The sequence below is a fragment of the Cytobacillus oceanisediminis 2691 genome (assembly GCF_000294775.2).
GTDB lineage: Bacteria > Bacillota > Bacilli > Bacillales > Cytobacillaceae > Cytobacillus > Cytobacillus pseudoceanisediminis.
Genome location: NZ_CP015506.1, coordinates 209809 through 230911, shown reverse-complemented (window position 1 = coordinate 230911; position 21103 = coordinate 209809). Strand labels below are relative to the sequence as shown.

The 21103-nt window shown below is 43.8% G+C and carries 19 protein-coding genes; 4 read left to right on the top strand and 15 right to left on the bottom strand.

The window, feature by feature from the left end:
- Positions 1–50 precede the first annotated feature (50 nt).
- Entirely contained in the window at positions 51–776 is a 726-nt protein-coding gene (locus A361_RS01245; RefSeq protein WP_009336353.1) for a YqcI/YcgG family protein, read from the top strand.
- A gap of 119 nt (positions 777–895) precedes the next feature.
- On the opposite strand, the gene A361_RS01240 is transcribed toward A361_RS01245, so the two are convergent.
- From A361_RS01240 to A361_RS01185, 12 genes are all read right to left on the bottom strand, one after another.
- On the bottom strand, positions 896–1681 hold the full coding sequence (locus A361_RS01240) for a serine hydrolase (RefSeq protein WP_019381221.1): 786 nt from the start codon (positions 1679–1681) through the stop codon (positions 896–898).
- 1 nt (position 1682) lies between these two features.
- Positions 1683–2693, bottom strand: coding sequence for an ABC transporter ATP-binding protein (locus tag A361_RS01235; protein WP_019381220.1), 1011 nt, complete (start codon positions 2691–2693; stop codon positions 1683–1685).
- Between the two features lie 2 nt (positions 2694–2695).
- Positions 2696–3625, bottom strand: coding sequence for a C40 family peptidase (locus A361_RS01230; protein WP_009336356.1), 930 nt, complete (start codon positions 3623–3625; stop codon positions 2696–2698).
- A gap of 26 nt (positions 3626–3651) precedes the next feature.
- Complete coding sequence (locus A361_RS01225; protein WP_019381219.1) at positions 3652–4758, bottom strand: dipeptide epimerase; 1107 nt, start codon at positions 4756–4758, stop codon at positions 3652–3654.
- Between the two features lie 13 nt (positions 4759–4771).
- Positions 4772–5692, bottom strand: a complete 921-nt coding sequence (locus A361_RS01220; RefSeq protein ID WP_019381218.1) for a S66 peptidase family protein — start codon at positions 5690–5692, stop codon at positions 4772–4774.
- Between the two features lie 388 nt (positions 5693–6080).
- Positions 6081–7709 (bottom strand): peptide ABC transporter substrate-binding protein, encoded by a 1629-nt coding sequence (locus A361_RS01215; protein WP_019381217.1) that lies wholly within the window; start codon positions 7707–7709, stop codon positions 6081–6083.
- A 108-nt stretch (positions 7710–7817) separates the two neighbouring features.
- A complete protein-coding gene (locus A361_RS01210) occupies positions 7818–8816 on the bottom strand; it encodes an ABC transporter ATP-binding protein (protein WP_009336361.1) in 999 nt (332 codons plus the stop codon).
- A gap of 4 nt (positions 8817–8820) precedes the next feature.
- Positions 8821–9777 (bottom strand): ABC transporter permease, encoded by a 957-nt coding sequence (locus tag A361_RS01205; protein WP_019381216.1) that lies wholly within the window; start codon positions 9775–9777, stop codon positions 8821–8823.
- Positions 9777–10709, bottom strand: coding sequence for an ABC transporter permease (locus A361_RS01200; RefSeq protein ID WP_009336363.1), 933 nt, complete (start codon positions 10707–10709; stop codon positions 9777–9779). Before A361_RS01200 ends, A361_RS01205 begins: the two co-directional genes overlap by 1 nt.
- A 13-nt stretch (positions 10710–10722) precedes the next feature.
- Positions 10723–11547, bottom strand: coding sequence for a M55 family metallopeptidase (locus A361_RS01195; RefSeq protein WP_019381215.1), 825 nt, complete (start codon positions 11545–11547; stop codon positions 10723–10725).
- A 181-nt stretch (positions 11548–11728) separates the two neighbouring features.
- Positions 11729–12046 carry a DUF3870 domain-containing protein gene (locus tag A361_RS01190; RefSeq protein WP_019381214.1) on the bottom strand — a complete coding sequence of 106 codons (318 nt, stop codon included), beginning with the start codon at positions 12044–12046 and terminating at the stop codon, positions 11729–11731.
- Positions 12047–12226: 180 nt separating this feature from the next.
- The gene (locus A361_RS01185; RefSeq protein ID WP_019381213.1) at positions 12227–13429 is read right to left on the bottom strand and encodes an alanyl-tRNA editing protein; all 1203 of its coding nucleotides are present in this window, start codon (positions 13427–13429) and stop codon (positions 12227–12229) included.
- Between the two features lie 180 nt (positions 13430–13609).
- Between A361_RS01185 and A361_RS01180 the strand changes: the two genes are divergently transcribed.
- Together A361_RS01180 and A361_RS01175 are read left to right on the top strand one after the other, a co-directional pair.
- On the top strand, positions 13610–14383 hold the full coding sequence (locus tag A361_RS01180; RefSeq protein ID WP_019381212.1) for a general stress protein: 774 nt from the start codon (positions 13610–13612) through the stop codon (positions 14381–14383).
- A 399-nt stretch (positions 14384–14782) separates the two neighbouring features.
- Complete coding sequence (locus tag A361_RS01175) at positions 14783–15271, top strand: hypothetical protein (protein ID WP_019381210.1); 489 nt, start codon at positions 14783–14785, stop codon at positions 15269–15271.
- 47 nt (positions 15272–15318) lie between these two features.
- Here the strand turns inward: A361_RS01175 and A361_RS29660 are convergent, their stop codons facing one another.
- Positions 15319–15453: a BA3454 family stress response protein gene (locus A361_RS29660; RefSeq protein WP_019381209.1), complete on the bottom strand. Its 135-nt coding sequence runs from the start codon at positions 15451–15453 to the stop codon at positions 15319–15321.
- Between the two features lie 302 nt (positions 15454–15755).
- The gene (locus A361_RS01170) at positions 15756–16322 is read right to left on the bottom strand and encodes a hypothetical protein (RefSeq protein WP_033196548.1); all 567 of its coding nucleotides are present in this window, start codon (positions 16320–16322) and stop codon (positions 15756–15758) included.
- A gap of 151 nt (positions 16323–16473) precedes the next feature.
- On the opposite strand from A361_RS01170, the gene A361_RS01165 reads away from it, so the two are divergent.
- Positions 16474–17697: an MFS transporter gene (locus A361_RS01165; protein ID WP_019381207.1), complete on the top strand. Its 1224-nt coding sequence runs from the start codon at positions 16474–16476 to the stop codon at positions 17695–17697.
- 252 nt (positions 17698–17949) lie between these two features.
- On the opposite strand, the gene A361_RS01160 is transcribed toward A361_RS01165, so the two are convergent.
- Complete coding sequence (locus A361_RS01160) at positions 17950–21033, bottom strand: efflux RND transporter permease subunit (RefSeq protein WP_019381206.1); 3084 nt, start codon at positions 21031–21033, stop codon at positions 17950–17952.
- Positions 21034–21103: the final 70 nt, after the last annotated feature.

Below are 21103 nucleotides of genomic sequence, written 5' to 3'. Positions count from 1 at the left end.
ACTTTTTAAGGGGTACATATTTCATAAGTAGAACATTCTGAGGTGAAAAAATGAAAACTGCCAGTAAGTTTCTTTTAACAAAAGAAGATATGATTAACCCCGAGATTGTGCCTGAGTGGGTTATTCAGGAATATAAAACATTTCATGATACAGTTACAGATAAAACCTTCCCGTGCTATTTTGGAATGACTGCTGAAATGCGCGGCGAATTGAGATATGCCTATATTACACAGGAAGATTGGTCTAACCTGCCGGAAGCCCTCGAATCCTTTATCGAGCTTTTTGACGCACCAAAACTCATTCGACATGGCCTGTTTGTATTTGTGGAGCCGGAGACAGATGAAAAACCGCTTGAACATTACAGAGAATATTTCTGGAATATTCTGCAGTATTTGCATAAGGTTGATACAAAGCCTTGGCCTAAGGATTATCCGACAGATCCTGACCACCACTTATGGGCGTTTTCTTTTGCTGAGGAACCATTCTTTGTGTTTGGAAATGCGCCTGCCTACAAGCAGAGAAAGACGAGGGATTTAGGCAATAGCCTTGTACTCGGCTTCCAGCCGCGCCGCATTTTTGAAGGCCTTGAAGGCACCTCTAAAGGCGGCATCATGTCCAGGGAAAAAGTAAGGGAACGGGTTGAAAAATGGGATGGCCTCCCTACCCATCCAAACATCAGCCATTATGGCGATCCCGAACACCGTGAGTGGAAACAATACTTTATCGGTGATGACATTAAACCAATCGAAGGGAAATGCCCTTTTCATCATAAATAATTTTGAAAGCTCAGCGCCTAGCGCACGAATTATCTTCGAGGACCGTCGATCCACTAATTCTTCCTGAAAAGCAAAAAACTGCATAGATAAATAAGGAACCGTTCTCAGTAAACGGTTCCTTATTTATGAGTTATATATTGATTAATGCGACTGCCAATTGCGGACAGTACTTCTCTTCCAGCTGCCTGACTTTGAAGCTGGTCGACAAGGACAGCGGCGTAAACGGTGTTTCCTTTATGGGTAAATATGGCGCAATCATGCTCTATTCCGGGTAGTTCTCCTGTTTTGCTGGCAACCTTGACTTTTTCCGTGTCCATTGTGTTTGCAAGTTTGTTCTTATACTGCTGTTTTTCCAATATATCCAGTGCTTTTTCTGTAAATTTCCCGGATAAAAGCGAATTCTCTGCCAATGCCTTCATGCCATACACCATATCCCTGGCAGTCGTGGTGTTGTCCATGCCGTTTTTCAATGCCTCAAAGTCCATCATCTTTCTGTTTAATTCCGTGCAATTAAACCCCAAACTTTTGATAAACTGATTGATTTTCTCTATTCCCAGCCTCTCAATGATGAGATTGGTCGCAGTATTATCAGATACAATGACCATGAGCGTCATTAAGTCTATAACCTTCATCTTCAGACCCTTGCTCATGGCCTGCAATACCCCGGCTCCGCCAACCCGGGCAGCATCCTTCACTTCTGCTTCCTCATCGAGATCAAGCAGGGCATTCTCCGCCTGTGAAAGCCCCGCGAGTAAAATGGGAACCTTAATTAAGCTTGCGGAAGAGATAACATCATCGGCATTTGTTTCGATAACACCATCCTCTGTATGGATGTATACGGCCACACGTCCTTCACAGCAGCTGGCCAAATCAAGAATTTCTGCTTTGATAGTAAGAAAGTTCATGTTATTTCGCAGCGGCTACTTGCGGCCGGTTATGGTCGCCCGTTACCTTTTCATTATATAAATGGCAGGCCACAAAATGATCCTTCTCAATCTCCTGCCACTCAGGCTTCATGGAAGCACAAGCCTCCATCGCATAAGGACAGCGCGTGCGGAATACGCAGCCGCTTGGAGGATTCATTGGACTTGGGAGTTCCCCTTCCAAAATGATTCTTTCCCGATGATCCTCAACATCAGGGTCAGGGATGGGAATCGCCGAAAGTAAGGCCTGCGTATAAGGGTGAAGCGGATTTTTATATAAGTTTTCGCTTGTGGTTAATTCCACTAAATTCCCCAAATACATAACGCCAATTCTGTCGCTGATATGTTTGACCATCGAGAGATCATGGGCGATAAATAAGTAGGTCAGGCCTTTTTTCTTTTGGAGCCCCTTAAGCAGGTTGACTACCTGGGCTTGTACCGATACATCCAGTGCGGAGATCGGCTCATCAGCAATAATGAATTCCGGATCCAGCGCTAATGCACGGGCAATCCCAATTCTTTGCCTTTGTCCGCCGCTGAATTCATGCGGGTAGCGGTTGGCATGATCGCGGTTAAGTCCCACATCCTCCAGAAGCTGATAGACCCGCTCAAGCCGTTCCTTCTTGTTCGGATATAACCCATGCACTTCCATGGGCTCCGAAATAATCTCCTGGACGGTTGACCGCGGATTCAACGAAGCATATGGATCCTGAAAGATCATCTGCATCTTCCTGTGAAAAGCAAACCTTTCTTTTTCAGTCATGGTATGGACATTCTTTCCGTCATAAAGGACATCGCCTTCTGTACGGTTATATAAACCAATAATTGTACGCCCTGCGGTTGACTTTCCGCAGCCGGATTCGCCGACAATCCCGAAGGTTTCTCCTTGTTTGATATGAAAGGAGACATCATCAACGGCCTTCAGAGTCTGTCCTTTCCCCATTGAAAAATGCTTCTTCAAATTATTGACCTTTAACAGTGCTTCTTTTGACATATTTATTCCCCCGTCTCTTGCCAGTAACGTCTAGCTGCACATAATTCCTTTTCATAGATGGTGTCTTTCAAGTCGATAATTTCGATGGTTTTACCGGTATTAGGAGAATGAAGCAGCTTCCCATCACCATAATAGATGCCAACATGATGGAGTTTGCCTTTTCCTTCTTCATAAGCAAAAAATAATAAGTCCCCGGGTTCAATGGCGTCAAGTTCAACCGGATCCCCTGCTTCCGCCTGATCATGGGCATCACGGGGGATGATAAATCCATTTGCTTTGCACATAGAATAGCTGAATCCTGAGCAGTCATACCCAAAGCTGCTCATGCCGCCCCATAGATATGGCAGGCCTATAAATTGTTCCCCCGCATCGATGATGTCTTTTCCGCTGCCTTTCCGTATAGCCCCGATTGTTTCATACACCTGCACATCTTCAGGTTTTAGATATCCTGCTCCCTCAGGTGTCTGCACCTGAATCCACTCAGCTTCTTCTCTTAACACCGGGAGTATGGTTTGATAGCTTAGTATAAGTTCCGGCTCTCTGTCATTAGAATAGAGGGTTGCCTTTTTCTTCTGAATGACCGCAGCCTTTCTGCTACCAAGCTTCCAATCTTCATTTTTAGTCAGCTGGGCTTTCGGCACCCATCCGGGATATCCTCTCTCGTCCTTAGAAGAAGGCTGGCCCGGGACAACAACATGAACCCATCCATCCTTCTCCTCCAATACAATCACTTCTTCTCCGTACAGAACTTGTGATTGAACAAGATTCCCTTCGCAAAGTTCAAGCCGGGGCTCATATGTGAGCTTTCCAAGCCAGGAATCCAGATTAACTGGATTGGTGATCGCTTCAAAGTCAATTTCTCTTGATGAATCGCTTGATGTCCACAAGGTTGCTACAGGAACCGATACCAGCCATTTTTGCTGAATTGCCAAAACAAATTCCTCCTTTTCATGATTTATCAGGAAGTCAGTTCCTGCTTGTTCACTATTAACGATACATTCCTGATGCCCAGACCATGTTCCGACGGCAGGGTGATTTTACGGCCGGAATAATGGATTCCGCCTTCCACAATTTCTTTTGCCATCATCAATGGAGCGTCAAAATCAAAACGGGTTATATTCTTTTTGCTTGCGGCAAAATGGGCTGCTGCCGTAATGCCGATCTTGGTTTCAATCATGCTGCCCACCATGCACTCCATCCCGCAGACTTCAGCGAGCTGATTGATGATCTGCGCCTGATAAATGCCGCCTGATTTCATCAGCTTAATATTGATTAAATCAGCACTTCGCGTTTTAATGACTTCAAATGCCTGCTTCGGGGAAAAGACACTTTCGTCTGCCATAATCGGTGTATCAACCGCATCGGTAACCTGCTTAAGGCCCTCTATATCCCAGGCCTTCACAGGCTGTTCGACAAGCTCAATATTCAAGTCCAAAGCTTCCATTTTTCGGATGGCATGGATAGCATCCTTTGATTTCCAGCCCTGATTGGCATCCAGGCGGATTTTAATCTTTGATCCGACACGTGTGCGGATTTCTCTAATTCTCTCAATATCTGTTAAAATATCATCCTTGCCTACCTTCACCTTAAGGACATTAAAGCCCTGCTGAACATAGGAAACAGCATCTTCTCCCATTTCCTCCGGGCCATTGACGCTTACCGTATAATCCGTTTCCACCTCATTTTTATGTCCTCCTAAAAATTGGTAAAGGGGCAGTTTGCACTGCTGTGCAAGACAATCATACAATGCCATATCCACCGCAGCCTTTGCACTTGAATTTCCTATTAAAGCTGACTGAATTCCCTGGAAGATATCCTCATAGTTTAGAAGACTCTTATTGACCAGCATCGGCTTTAATACATGATGAATGGCGGATTCGATGCTTGAAAGGCTGTCTCCTGTGATCACCACAGTTGGAGGGGCCTCCCCCCAGCCGGCAATACCGTTATCGCAAGTTACTTTTACAACAATCGTTTCTGCTGTCTCAACCGTTCTCAAAGCTGTTTTAAATGGTTTTTTCAGTGGTACCGCAGCTCTAAATGTTTCGATCGTGTTTATTTTCATCTATACCACCCTTTTACTTAACGCCGCTTTCGATTATCAGCTTTTTACCGGCAGCATCCAATTCTGCCATTACACCTAAAGGCACAGAAATATGCGGAGAGCAATGGCCGATATTAAAGCCTTTTACAGCCGGCTTATTCACCCTTTTTATATAAGTATCCAGTACTTCATCCAGTTCTAAGGAAAGTTCTCTTTCAGGGACGCAATTATTAAAGTCCCCGATGATAAAGCCGGCCGCATCCTCAAGCTTCCCGGCCATATGCAGCTGGTTTAGCATGCGGTCGACCGCACGGGGCTCTTCATTGATGTCTTCAATAAGAACAAGCTTATCTTTTGTATCTATTTCATAGGGTGTCCCTATCGTACTGGCCAGGAGAGACAAATTTCCGCCCGTTAAGACTCCCGAAGCCCTGCCGCTTACCATTGTCTCCAGATTTGAAATCCCTTCTGGATAGTCAAGCGTTACAGGCTCAAATAACTGGTTAAAATATTGCTTTGATAGCGGATCCGCATCCTCCTTGCCAATATCGGATGCCAGCATCGGGCCATGGAAGGTGACTAATCCCGTCTGCTGGCGGATTGCGGTGTGCAGGAATGTAATATCACTGTAGCCCCAGAAAATTTTCGGGTTTTCTTTAATCAGGCTGTAGTCAATTTGGGACGCAATTCTCCCTGTGCCATAGCCGCCGCCCGCGCAAATGATGGCTTTGACTTCCTTATCCAAAAACATTTTATGTAAATCTGCCAGCCGGTCCTCGTCATTTCCGGCAAGGTATCCATATTGATCAGTCACATGATCGCCCATTTTTACTTTTACGCCAAGCTCATCCAAAAAGGCCAGGGATCGCTTCAGGTTTTCCTGATTGGGCGGACTTGCCGGTGCTATAATTCCAATCGCATCGCCTTTTTCCAGGCGCTGAGGTTTCATTGCCATGCTGCCACATCCTTTTAGTTGTTTATTAGCATTATATGCTCCTTCAGCAAAAGCATTGTTTGGGAAATGAAATAATTGTCGAGGATATAAGCTAAAATTCGAGAAAATGTATTATTTTTCGGGAAATAATTTGAAAAGCGCAGAGCGGCGACAAGCTTAAGACAAGCGCTAGGCAGAAGGCGTTTTTTGCCTTCAGAAGTGATTGCCCGAAAAAATGAAGGCGACTGCTTAGGGAGCCGCATTTAGCCAAGCTTCAGACCTTGAGCCGATGGCGCTCGGAGCTAGACAGTTATCAAAATTCAAAGATCCCAATTCTCAAAATTTTATATTTCGAAAAAAAGGGATGTTCGCACGAACACCCCTTTTTTCAAATCAAGCAGAAGAAGCATTACTTCTTATCTGCCCATTTAAGCTCCATGTATCCAACCGGATGGCGGACGATTCCTGAAACAGCATCATTATAAAGATAAACCTGGTTGTAGAAATGGATAGGGATAATCGGCATTTCTTCAAATAAGATTTTTTCTGCTTCATACATTAGTTCAAAGCGTTTGGCTTCATCAGCTTCATTCTTTGCATCTTTAATCAGCTGATCGTATTTCTCATTGCTCCAGCCGGTGCGGTTCATGGAATGACCTGTCTGGAAATTTTCAAGGAAGTTGATAGGATCTGCGTAGTCAGCAAGGAATGAGCTTCGTGATAATTGGAATTTAAGCGCTTTTTGTTCTTCAGCGAATACATTCCATTCCATGTTGGCAAGCTTTACTTCCACGCCAAGGTTTTCTTTGAACATTTGCTGAAGTGCTTCAGCTATTTTCTTGTGTGTATCATCCGTGCTGTATGTTAAGGTAACTTCTGGAAGCTTATCATATCCTTCTTCTTCCATGCCCTTTTCAAGTAATGCCTTCGCTTCTTCTGCATTTGTTTTTACAAGATCTCCCGACACTTCACGGAAATCTTTTCCTGAAGGATCAGTAAAACCATATGAAACAAATCCATATGCTGGCTTTTCGCCATTCTTTGTGACGAAATCAACAATTTGCTGCTGGTCCACTGCCATCGCAAATGCTTTACGGATGTTTAGATTTTGGAATGGCTCCATGTTTACATTAAATCGATAAAAATAATCTCCAGCCTGGTCTTCAACTTTTGCTTCTCCCAGCAGCTGCTCGCTTAGCTCAGAAGGTACATCCGATACATCCAGTTCTCCCGATTGATACATTTGATATTCTGTATTTGTATCATCAATGATTGCCCAGTGAATTTTATCAAGCTTTACAGTCTCAGCATCCCAATATTGATCGTTTTTCTCCATCACAAAATGGCTGTCATGCTCCCATTCCGTTAAGTTAAAAGGACCATTTCCGACAAAAGATTCAGCTTCAGCAAACCACTTCGGGTTTTCTGTTGCAACTTTTTCGTTAATTGGGAAAAATGCAGGGTTAGTGATTACACTTAAGAAGTAAGCTTGCGGACTAACTAAAGTAACTTCAAATGTTTTGTCATCAACTGCTTTTACTTTTACATCATCAGCTGATCCTTCCCCATTGTTATAAGCTTCTCCGCCTTCAATGAAGTAACCAAGGAAAGCGGCTGAAGAACCTGTATCAGGATTTAAAAGGCGCTTCCATGCAAATTCGAAGTCACCTGCAGTTACAGGATCACCATTTGACCATTTTGCATCCTCACGGATATGAAAGGTATAAACCTTTCCATCTTCTGAGATATCCCATTTTTCAGCAATTGCTGCTTCTGGTTCATGATCTTGCCCCAGACGGGTCAAACCTTCCATCAAGTTATTCAGTGCGCTCCAGGAAACAGAGTCAAAGCCGATAGGAGGATCAAACGAAGTCGGCTCCTGGCCATTGTTCAAATAAAGCACTTTTTCAGCACTTTCTTCTTCTTTCTTGCCATCATCCTTGCTGTCTGTTTCTTTGCCGGCATTTTCATTTGCCGTACAGGCTGCCATGACAAACAGCAATACACCTGCCAGCAGCAGTGATAAAAACTTTTTCATTCTTTTTCCCCCTCTTAAAATATATTTCTTTATCTATCAGCTGCCTGTTTGACAGCTGATAGAATCATAACTTTCACTGTGCTGATCCAGCACTGTGAAAGGAAAAACCTATTTTACGGATGCAAGCATTTTCTGTGCCCGTTCATCCTGGAGCCAGCAATCTACATGATGATCACGGCTTATATGAGTTTTATATGGATAAACCCGGTCACATACTTCCATTGCGAAGCCGCATCGGGCAGCAAACGGGCAGCCGGCCGGCGGAGCGAATAAATCCGGCGGGGATCCGCCAATGGGAACTAGATCGGCTCCGTCAAGATCAAGACGCGGAACTGAATTCAGCAGGCCTTTCGTATAGGGATGCTGTGGATTGTAGAAGATTTCCCTTCGTTCTCCGGCTTCCACTATTTTTCCTGCGTACATGACGGCAATGCGGTCCGCTACTTGAGCGACAACGCCAAGGTCATGGGTAATGATGATAATGGATACTCCAGTTTTCTTCTGGATATCTTTAAACAAATCCAATATTTGTGCTTGTATGGTCACATCAAGTGCGGTTGTAGGTTCATCGGCAATTAGCACTTCGGGCGCACAGACAAGGGCCATGGCAATCACAATCCGCTGCCTCATCCCTCCGCTGAACTGGTGGGGATAATGCTTCAATCTTTCGGACGGATTTGGAATCCCAACTAAATTAAGCATTTCCAGGGCCTTTTTACGGGCATCCTGCCGGGAAATGGGTTCATGCTGCATAATTCCTTCTATAATTTGCTCCCCAATGGTAATAGTAGGGTTCAAAGCCGTCATTGGATCCTGAAAGATCATCGAAATGTCTGCACCGCGAATATTCCGCATTTCAGACTCTTTTAATTTGGTCAGATCCTTCCCTTTAAAAAGGACAGCGCCATCAGCTATTCTCCCGGGCGGGGAGGGAATCAGCCGCATGATGCTCTGGGAAGTCACGCTTTTCCCGCAGCCGGATTCACCGACAATTGCAAGGGTTTCCCCCTTATACAGATCAAATGTTACTCCCCTTACAGCCTGGACTTCACCGCCATAAGTGGTAAATGTGACATGCAGGTCTTTTACTTCCAGTACTTTCTCCATGCTGCTACCTCCTTAACTTTGGATCAAGGGCATCCTGCAATCCGTCTCCCAGCACATTAAACGAAAACATGGTCAGGGAGATGAAAAAGGCAGGGAAGAACAGGCGCCACCAGTGACCTGATAGAATTGTAGACAGCCCATCATTGGCCATGGATCCCCAGCTGGCAAAAGGAGGCTGAATGCCTAATCCCAGAAAGCTCAGGAAAGCCTCTGCAAAGATGGCTGAAGGAACGGTAAGTGTCATCTGTACAATAATAGGGCCCATCGTATTCGGAAGCAGGTTTTTCTTAATAATCCTCGAAGTTTTTGTCCCAAAAGTCTTTGATGCCAGTACAAATTCATAGTTCTTAATCTGCAGAACCTGCCCGCGGACAATCCGGGCCATCCCAACCCAGCCCGTCACAGAAAGGGCAAATATAATCGTGAACAAACCAGGTCCCATTACGACGCTGATTAAAATAACAACAAGCAAATAAGGAAGTCCATAAAGAATTTCCACAACCCTCATCATGGCATTATCTGTTCTGCCGCCTTTATAGCCGGCAATCCCGCCATAGATGACTCCGATTGCAAAATCAATCATGGCAGCAACGATTCCCACGAATAAGGAAATTCTTGCACCATACCATGTTCTGGCGAATACATCTCTGCCCAGCTCGTCAGTGCCGAACCAATACTTCGATGATGGCGGAAGGTTCTGATTAGTCAGAGACTGCTCAGATACACTATGCGGGGAAAGCATGGGTCCAAAAATAGACATAAAGGCTAAAGCAATAAGAAAGAATAGCCCTGCCATTGCCAGCTTATTCTTCAAAAGCCGGCGCCATGCATCCTGCCAATAGGAAAGGCTCGGCCTTACAACTGCTTCCGCTGCATTCTGGTCCTTGGCCTTAGGCACAAACCAGTCATCCGGAATATCGGGTGCAAGGTTGCGGTTATCATGCTGTTTGCGCAGTTCCATTAGCTCGCCTCCTTTTTGTGAAGCTTAATTCTCGGGTCTAAAATTCCATATGCAATGTCCACAAGGAACAGCATAATAATCAATATTGAACTGTAAAAAACGGTGGTTCCCATTATGACGGGATAATCACGTGTATTGATGCTTTCTACAAAATACTTTCCCATTCCAGGAATGGCAAAGATTTTTTCAATGACAAACGTACCTGTCAAAATGCTTGCTGCCAAAGATCCCAATACAGTTACGACAGGCAGAAGGGCATTCCTCAGTGCATGCTTAAACACAATTTTCACTGGTGATAAGCCTTTTGCTTTGGCCGTTTTTATGTAATCCTGCGTCAGCACCTCCAGCATGCTTGAACGTGTCAGACGGGCGATAATCGCCATGGGCCCTGTCGCAAGCGCCAGAGTCGGCAGTATCATATGCTTCGGACTTGACCAGGTAGCCACCGGCAGGATTGCCAGGTTGACAGCAAGCTGCTGAATTAACAGTGTGGCAAGCACAAAGTTTGGCACCGATATTCCCAGAACAGCAATGGTCATCGCTAAATAATCAATAAAGCCATTGTGCCGGAGGGCAGCTATGATTCCGAGGGCAATTCCCGAAAAAACCGCCACGATCAATGTGACGATTCCCAGTTCGAAAGACACCGGAAAGCCCCGTCCGAGCATTTCATTAACCGTCTGGGAAGATTTTTTAATAGATGGCCCAAAGTCGAATGTCACAACGGACTTCAAGTACATCCCATATTGGACATAGAGCGGTTCATCCAAATGGTAGAATTTTTCCAGATTTCGCTGAACCGCTTCACTTGTATTTCTTTCTTCATTAAAAGGCGACCCCGGTATGGAATGCATTAAGAAAAAAGTCAGAGTGATAATGAACCAAAGTGTGACGACCATTGCGATAAGGCGTTTTATTATGTATCCAGTCATTCATTAACACTTCCTAACAGAATGTAGTTCTCATGGCCAGCTCAGTCATCACCAGCATTGCCTGGTATGCTTCAAGAATATCCTTAGCCTGATAGCGGACAATGGTTGTATTCTCTTCTATCTCTGCACCAGGCATTAAAGCAGCCCACTCAGCCTGGCCATAGTTGGCAAATTCAATTTTCAATACAGGGTTTTCTGGTGGAACAAGCGGTTCTACAAGTTCCTTCCTGCTAAGAGCCTCTGCTGCTTTTTCTCTTAAAAGCTGTCCGGCTTTTGCAGGTGTCAGCGATTTCACGCTTGAGCGGGAAATCGTTTCCTTTACAACCGCAGTGGTGACATTCGGGATTAATTTTTCTGCTTCCAGAGCCGCCTGGTCATCTCCGGCCACCATGAGAACAGGTACGCCATGATAACCTGCCACATAAGCATTAAAGCCCATTTCCCCAATGGCATGGTCATTGATGTACATATGTCTTACACCGAATATCATGGAGTGGGACATAACTCCTTTCATGGAAGCACGTGCATGATAACCAACAAACATGGCACCGCTAAAGGTTGAATCAAGCCCCTGAACCATTGAGTATGGCTTCACATCGCCAGTAATCAGCTGTGTTTCTGGATGCATCCTTTCAATGAGCAGGTTATTCATTTTCGAGTGGCTGTCATTTACCATAACCTCGCTGCAGCCCTCGTCAAAGGCAGCTGTTACCACATGATTTGCTTCATCAGTCATGATTATCCTGCTGCGTTCATAATTGTGCTTCGAAGAGTCAACATGTGTGTGATCAGCCAGACCCGTTATTCCTTCCATATCAACCGATAGATAAAGCTTCATTAAAAATCCCCCAAATATTATATTGTTATAGTTTTATATTATAGATTATTTGATATTTTCTGTAAAATTAACCTGTAATCTACCTTTTATATAGGCAGAATGCAAAAAATCCAGCTATCGGAGAAAATAATGCTTTTCTCTGATAGCTGGATTTCATCTGCGAAAAACAGAAAAAGCAGCTCTACTTATTCATAATTTGTGTATATTTTATATGGGCATTTTTAAAGGCAACTATTAGTGCCTTTTGAGAGGAGCCGAAGTAGCGGCTTTCGATTTCTTCCGTTACCTTGTCAGCTTCCAGTATGGATTTGCCGACAAATATTGATTTAATAAATAATGAGGTTAAGTTAATGGTAGATGAACATTCTGCATCTACAATTTCATCTGTTTCCCTGTCAATTACAAGACCTATAAAGAAGCCATTGTATTTTTGCATAATCGGATTGTTCAATGATGTTTTGCTGTCCCCGATGATATAGACGGTATTTTGTCTGTACATGAACTTGCCTCCTGCAGAACCGGATATTATATGAGGCGTTTATGAGGTTATCATAAACATTCATTATAATGCATGGCCCGTACCAAAATTGTAATACAACAGAAGCTGTATTACAATCACTTTTCAATACTTTTCTAAATATTTTATCAATTAAGACTGTTCCTTCTCATTATTACATTATCAGTTTTCAGAGCTGATTTGCCCTGCAAGTCTCAGTGCATACTGAAGCAGGTTCTCCCCGCTCATAAGTTTGTCTCCCCCACCCTGTGCAAATTGAGGATTCCCCCCGCCTTTGCCGTTAATCTTCTGCAAAAGTTCTGCAGCCAGGCCCTTCATATCAGACCCGGAATCTGCTCCTCTGGCGCAAACAAATTGAAGTTTATCGGTGGTTTCATTGATTAGGATAACAACAGCATTTTCAGATTGGGATGCGATTAGGCGGGCCAGTTTCTGCAGCTCCTGGATGGATCGTCCCTCAAAGACCTTGCTGGTACACTCCCCGTTTCCTGCTATGAACAATTCTTTTGCTTCATAAGCTAACAGCGCTTCCTTTGCTGCTTCCAGCTGTTTCTCCAGGTTCTTCCCATTTTCAATCAAACGGCTGGCTGCTGAAGGCAAGTCCTCTTCTGATGCATTAAGAAGCTGACTAAGATTTCTTGTAATTTCATGTTTGCTCTGAAGCTGCGCAAGGATCCGATTCCCGCAGATAAACTGCACACGGATTTTCTTCTTTTGGCGTTCCCAGTCCAATACTTTAATGCCGGCAACCTGGCCGGTTGAAGATGGGTGGGTTCCGCAGCATCCGTTATAATCAAATTCCGGGATCATCACAAGCCGAATGTCTTCCCTGACAGACAGCTGCTTGCGGAGCGGAAATTGGGAAGCTTCTTCCGCACTCACCCACCTGGCTTCTATTGGCCGGTTCTCAAGAATGATGCGATTCGCCAGCCTCTCCGCTTCTTCTGCATGCCGGACCGGTAATTCACTGATATCCAGATCAATGGTTAATGTTTCTTTACCTAAATGAAAGCTGACCGTTTTATAGCCGTAAAGCTCTTCAAAGGCAGCCGATAAAATATGCTGTCCTGCATGCTGCTGCATATGGTCAAACCGTCTGTTCCAATCTATTTCTCCTGAGACACTGGAAATGGAGGGGTCCAATTCCCTTTCTAAATAATGACGGATTTCCCCTTCCGCTTCTTCAACATCCAACACTTTTACGCCATTAAGTGTTCCCTCATCATGAGGCTGTCCTCCGCCAGTTGGGTAAAAGGCCGTTTCTTTCAGGACGGCATATATCTTTTCCTTGTCATCTTCTGCCTGATAGACAAGTTCCGTTTCAAATGTTTGGATATATGGATCTTCATAATAAAGTTTATTCAAAGCGAACCAACCTTCCTTGTAACTATTCTATTTTTAAACTACCGATTATGCAGTTACAGGTCAAGCCACTTATTAGTCAAGGGGAAATTATTAGTAATTTTATCCACACGGTTTATGGATGTGATGAAAAAGGTATGTACACCAATAGATAAGCAATAAATTATAAGGAGGATGATGAACATGGCAACAAACAAGCATATTGTAGGTGCATATGATACAGAGCAAGAAGCCATTCAAGCGGTTGAAAAGTTAAGAGCGGAGGGATACCGCCCTGAAGACATTTCCGTAATCAGCAAAAATAAAGATGATGTAGATGCCGTTACAGAAGAAACAGGCACAAAAACGGAAGAAGGATTAGCTGCCGGAGCGGCAACAGGCGGAATTCTTGGAGGACTAACAGGTCTTCTGGCCGGTGTAGGCGCATTGGCGATTCCCGGTATCGGGCCGATTGTGGCAGCCGGACCAATCGCTGCTACATTAACAGGAGCTGCTGTTGGCGCAGGTGCCGGCGGTATTGCAGGAGCACTTATCGGCATGGGTATTCCTGAAGAGGAAGCACATCGTTATGAAGCTGATGTCAAATCAGGGAAAATTCTTGTGTTAGTCGACCCTGAAACTAAATCCACCGATTTTACTGACGGCTATACAGATACAAATCGTTCTGTTCTGGAAGGAGACCGGACAACCTATACAAACGCTGACCCTTTAAACCCCGGGGAGCTTGACCGCGGAACGAATGCTTTTAAGGATAACGCCAGAAACAGCAGCAGTATTTGGACAGATGAGAATCTGGACTCAAACCGTCCGCTAAGCGAAAAGCTTGACGACACGACAACAGATGACTATACAGACCGTACTGTTTCGGCCTACAACGATGATGTGGATACCCGCTACAGAGATGCTTATGATTTTAATAATGTAAGGGAGAACCGCAATAACCCTTATAAAGGATAAAGAAAAAGGAGCTTTTCCCAAGAATGGGATGAGCTCCTTTTTTGCGTTTATATAGATAGTGGCAGCAGCTTTCACATTTGAATACTGGATCTGAATTGAATAAATTCCAGATTTTTCAGGTTTGTCCGAATTATTTTTCAAAGTTATACTTAAATGTAATGGAATGGAAAAACAGAAACCTAGCGGGGGGAAATGATAATGAGAAGAGTGTTGCCAGCACAAATTATTTCTCATAGTCAATTTGGTTATAGGAAGATACCATCAAGTGTCCAATGCGAGTGCCCTAAATGCAGTAAACCGAGCCTTTTTACGATAAAGGCAAATTATAATCATACAAGCAAGTCCAGTATACTTTCACATGGAGGTTGTTCTGCCTGCAAAAAGGAATCGGTTTTTATCATGATTCTTAATCAAGCTGAACAATCGAGCGACGAGACTATACTCTATATCTATGATCCCAATTCAGCGAAAGAGCTCCTGACTCAGCTTGAGAAAATAAAGGAAGTGCCGGGAGACCTGACAAGAGCCTACCGGTCGGCTTTAAATGTCAGCTATTCCAAAGATACGGTTGCTACTGCCGTGATGTCCAAACGGGTACTTGAAAGCATACTAAAGAACTTCCTCGGCGAAGAGGTCAAGGGGCAAAACCTTTCAAAGCAGTTTGAACAGCTGCCAGAGCATGTTGATTTAGCAAGGCCTCTGCAATCTTTAAGCCAGCTGGCACAGCCAGGCAGCGCCTTTTACCAGATGCTTGATCTCGAAAAAGATATTGATCAGGAAATGGCCTCTTTGCTGATGGAGCTCTTAGAGAGTTTAATAGAGTACTTATTTGTCCTGCCGAATAAAATTGAAATGCTGCAGCAAAAACTAAATCAAAAATTGCATTGACCCACAATTAACCCCCTTATCTTCAGATTAAGGGGGTAATTTTTTTCTTAATTATTCAACTGTCTTTTGATCTGGTCTTCTGCCTGCTTTAAAATTTCCTCGTCGCCGGCTTCTTTATTTGTAATGATATTCGTTTGATATTTTAAACCTTCATAGTCAACAGTTACGGTAATTTCTTTCATCTCTCTTGATCCTTTCCTGATGTTTTATTATATAAATACCAACAAAAGGACGTTTTAAAACTTTTTACGTTTCTTCCCCCAAATATTGCCCGTTGATTTCAGCACGAGGCACTCGCTTTCCGTGGGGCGGGCACCAAGCCTCGGTCGAGCTCCGCGTCTGTGGGGTATCACCTGTCCCACTCCTCCCACAGGACGTTGAATAAGCTTCCTCGAGAAAACACCGCACGAAGAAAATGCGATAGCATTTTCGCTGGATTAGCACCTTCCGCTCCAATCAACTCAGTGAATAACTGTAGAACTCCTTATCCCTCTTTCACCTGCTCTTCGAAAATACACGCAAGCCTTTCTTTCATTTCCTTTTCCGTTACAACAAGGCTATGGCTGCCCATTTTTGTTTTAAGTATAAGTTCATAGCCTTCATTTACTTCTTGAGAATAACCATAGTATTTATGATTCAGATCGATTTTTTTGAAATGGAAGGATTGCAGCTTTTTCCATGGAACAAACTTGCTTCCGCTTATAAAGCCGTCATCATAGACAGCAAATACATTCAGCAGATCCTTGGCATTAATTAAAGGGATAAACAGAAGATAGAGATACGTCCAGCTGAATTTCATATTATATTTTCCGAATATAAACATAGCGATTAGAAAAGCCAGCATGACAGCATACATCGTTAGTCCCAGCTTGTTTTTTGAGATAACAGGGGCATCCGCAGATTTCTGGGGGAATTTCCTTACTGTTTTCAGGTCAGTCCTGTCAAAAGGAATAAGGGCAGGTTTCTTCATTTGTGCTATTAAAAAAATGTAATGATAGCTGTAATAGATAACGATTAATAGAAATAGAACCTCGAAAATTAATTTCATCATACCCGCCTCCTTAATAATCTTTACGATTATCCAAAAGATAAAGTTTCATCGCTACAAAAAAACGTAAAATTATTGATTGTGCAAACAAACTAATTCGAATATAATCTAATTAGATATATATCGAATCAACATTCGCAGAGGTGCGGAAAAAATGACAAATTGGACTGTATGGAAACAGGAAGAAAATTATCAAAAGCTCTTTTGGGCTGGTGTCATTAATGGAATTGGAAATCGATTTACACAGGTTGCGCTGCTTGCACTTCTATACCACGTAACAGGTTCCGGAGTAGCAATTGGGCTGTTATTCGCCATTCGCATGGCACCTTTTTTCTTCATTGCTCCAATAGGCGGAATGCTGGCAGACCGTTTTTCCAAAAAGGCCATTCTCGTGGCAGTAGACTTGTTGAGAGTGCCTGCTGTCCTGGCGCTGCTTTTCGTAAGGGAGGCAGGGGATTTATGGATTGTTTACGCAAGTGCACTCCTAATCGCAACGGGAGAAGCCATCTACTCACCAGCCAGGATGTCTGCGATACCTGCCCTTGTAAAGTCAGATAGGCTCATATTTGTAAACGCGATTGAACAAGTCATGATCGGGGCCGTCCTCATTATTGGATCAAGCACAGGCGGAATTCTCGCCTACTTTCTAGGTAACAATGCCGCTTTCATGATTAACAGCCTTACCTTCCTGTTATCAGCATATCTAATCTCCAGGATGGTTTTCCCGGCTGTCTCTGAGGAAAATAGAAAAAGAACGAAAACATCCGCTGCCATTTCGCCAGCGAGACTTATACTTGGCTCTTCTGCACTGATTGCCTTTTTTATCATGATGCTGACCATGCCGCTCGCCAATGGTATTGACAATATTCTTGTAAGCATTTATGGTCTGGAGGTTTTTGATATGGGAGAATTGGGCGTTGGATTTATGTATGGAGCACTGGGGATTGGGCTTATTCTAAGTTCATTCTTTTCTCATATGATCAAGAAAGGCCTCCTTGTACTCGCAATCATCTTTATCGCTTTAGAAGGCACTGGCCATATTTTATTAAGCCTCGCACCAAGCTTTTATACAGCACTTTTCACTGTTGTGCTGATCACCTTTGCAGGCGGCCTTGGCAACATCTGCCTGGACACGGTCATGATGAAATTCATACCCCGATCAAGACAGGGAACCTTTTTTGGTTTAATGCAGATGGTTTCAAACCTTTCCCTGGCTATCTCCATGGGTGCAGCAGGATTCCTGCTGGAGATTTTTGACCCGAGGACTCTTAGCCTGATTATTGGCTTATCGTATCTTATTTTTACTTTTATGTATGCACTTCTGTTTGCAAGGGTGGATCTTGTAAAAGAAAAGAGGGAGTTTATTAGGGGAATGTAAGATTTTGGTCAGAGTTTGAGTATTGTTTTCACTATGATCTGGCTGGAAAGCTGATTTGACGCGAAGTGACCGATATCTATGGTGGTGAGGTGACCGATAAAAGGGTATTTTGACTGATATCCTTGCACAGGCTCTAAAATATTTGATATTGGCAATGAAAGACACCGCAAATTCATAGAAAATTTAATTCCAGCTAAAATCGCAGAAGAAACGCAAAAGCCCTGCAGGCTTTTAAACCTGCAGGGCTTCTTTTTAGTTTTCTTCAATTTCTCTGCGATTTTTCTTAAACATTTTAGATAATACTTCGTACACGATTGGCACAATAATAAGGGTCAATAGCGTCGAACTTGTCAGACCGCCGATAACGGTAATCGCAAGGCCTTTGGAGATAAGCCCTCCGCCGCCAGAGCCGATGGCCAATGGAATTAATGCACCAATTGTCGCAATGGCTGTCATCAGGATTGGGCGAAGTCGGGTTGCTCCTGCTTCCAGCACCGCTTCCCTCATGACCAGACCGTCACGTTCCATATGGATGCTCCGGTCCACCAGAACGATGGCATTGGTTACGACAATACCAATTAGCATTAATAGTCCCATCATGACCGACACAGAAATGGTTTCGCCAGCAATCAATAAGCCAACGAAAGAACCAATCACGGCAAATGGAAGAGAGAAGAGAATCGCAAATGGCGCCACTCCTTCACGGAATGTAACAACCAGAATGAAGTACACAATCGCAATGGCTGCAAGCATCGCAGCGCCAAGCTGTGTGAACGTCTCAGTCATATCTGCCTGAACGCCCGCAACTCCGACTGTTACACCCTTAGGCAGATCCAATTCATCAATCGCTTCATCTGTTTTAGAAGTAGCCTTTGAGATGTCATCGCCCTTCACCGTACCTGACACGGTTGCGTAGTACTCGCCTTTACTGCGGGCAAGCGTATTATGCGTTGTACCTTCTTTCACTGTAACCAGCTCGGAAAGAGGCATAGTTGTACCCATCGCTGTCGGCACCTGTGTTGCCAGGATATCATCAATGGATTTCGGCTGTTCCGCTTGCTCCTGCTGGACAATGACTTCAAGCGTCTCACCGTCTTTTTCAATCGTTGTCAGAACATCCTTGGTGTTTGACGGATTCAGCATCATGACAATTTGTCCGGCTGTCAGACCATACTGCAGCAGTTCATCCTGCTCAACATTGAAGGTATATTCAACATATGCGTCTTCTGCACTTGAAGAAACATCCTCCAATTCTTCATTTTCCTTCATTACGTCTTCTACCATTTTGACAGAATCATTCAGTTTATCTAAATCTTCACTGTAGAATGTGTAGCTGACTTCATTGGTTGAACCGGACATAGAAGAGAAGTTCTGGCTCTTCCATTCACCTGATTGTCCGATATTAAACACATAATCTTCTATTTCTTCACGGACTTCAGGGAAATTATCCATTTCAGGGTCAAAGATCAGGTACATTAGGGCTCCGCCTGCTCCTCCGCCCATCATGGCAGACATTTGATCCGCTTCTTCGGTTACAGATATTTGAACGATGTCAATATCATCACGCTTTAGCATCTCTTCTTCTACTGCTTCAACGTTCTTTAATGTTTCATCTTTAAGTTCTCCAGCTTCAGGTGTGTATGTTAGATACATCACTTTCTCTTCTTCACTGCCCATAAAGCTGAATCCGATCATTGGTGTCAGAGCTACGCTGCCCGCCAGCAATACTACCGCAATGATGGATGTAATAATCTTATGATTAAGAGATTTCTCAAGAATGCCTTTATACCATTTTGATAGTTTTCCAGCTTCTTTATGGCTGCCTTCCGTTTTTTCACTGTACAGTTTCTTCCTAAACAAGAAGTGAGACAGCGCTGGAACGATTGTAATAGCTACAAGGAGTGAAGCACCAAGCGCAAACGTCATCGTCAATGCGAATGGCATAAACAGCTCGCCGACCATACCTCCTACAAAAATGAGCGGTGCGAATACAGCAACCGTTACTAATGTCGAGGAAAGGATTGGCTTGAACATCTCGATCGTAGCTTCACGAATAAGTGCCCGCCCTGTTAGTTTTTCTTCTTTTAAATGCAGGCGGCGGTAAATATTTTCAACCACAACGATAGAGTCATCAATTACTCGGCCGATCGCAACCGTAATGGCTCCAAGCGTCATAATGTTCAAGGTAATATTCATCCAGTTCAACAGCAGCAAAGCCATGAAAATCGAAACTGGAATAGATACGATTGAAATAATCGTGGATTTAAAATCACGCAGGAACAGTAAAATAATCAAGACTGCGATCAGCCCGCCAAACACGGCTTTTTCAATCATGGTTGAAACAGATTCTTCAATTGGCTTACCCTGGTCAAGTGAAAGATCTATAACGAGACCCTCGACCTTTTCTTTTTCTTCCTTGATTAAATCTTTGACACTGTTGACCACTTCAACGGTGTTTGCCTGCTGTTCTTTTACAATTTGGATCGCAATGGCATCATTGCCATTTGTGCGGGAAACAGATTGCACTCTGCCGACGGTATCAATCTCGGCAATGTCACTCAGCTTCACAAAAGGTGACTGGTTTTGTGCGGTTGGTGTTACCGGGATGAGCATGTTCTTTAATTCATCCTCGGTCATGAACTTGCCGTCTACTGCGACAGCCTGTTCTCCTTCCTCAAACTCGTAAAGTCCTAATGATACAGCCATGTTGCTTGCCTGAATCATTTCCTTTACTTTATCTTCAGTCAGTTCCAGCTCAGCCAGTTTTTCTTCGTTGTATGTGAGCTGCACCTCTTCCACATGCTGACCAGTGATGGTCGCTGAGGCTACACCATCAATTTTTTCAATTTTTGGAAGTATGATATCTTCTACAGTTGAGGTTAACTCAACAATATCCTCTGATTTACTGCTTACACTCAGTGCAGCAACCGGCATCATATTCATGCTGATAGCCGTGATGGAAGGTTCCTGTGCTCCTTCCGGCAGCTCCACTGTATCAAGAGCTGATTGGAGAGCCCGCTTGGCCTCGACCATATCAATACCATAGTCATATTCCACTTGGATATTTGACATGTTAGAATATGAATTTGAGTAAACTGATTTAACATCTTCAAGGCCTTCTACGGCCTTTTCAATTGGGATGGACACATCTTCCATCACTTTTTCAGGAGTCGCCCCCGGATATACGTCCATTACCATTAAGTAAGGGATTGAGACATCCGGAATGGTCTCCATATTCATCCGCGTACCTGAATAGATGCCAGATACCGTGATAATAATTGTTAACAGCCAGACTGCAAGTTTATTCTGCAGGACGAAATTCACTAAACCTTTCACTTGTGCACCTACCCTTAATTGACTTGTTAGACTCAATTACATATAATAATGACTGGTTGGTCATTTGTCA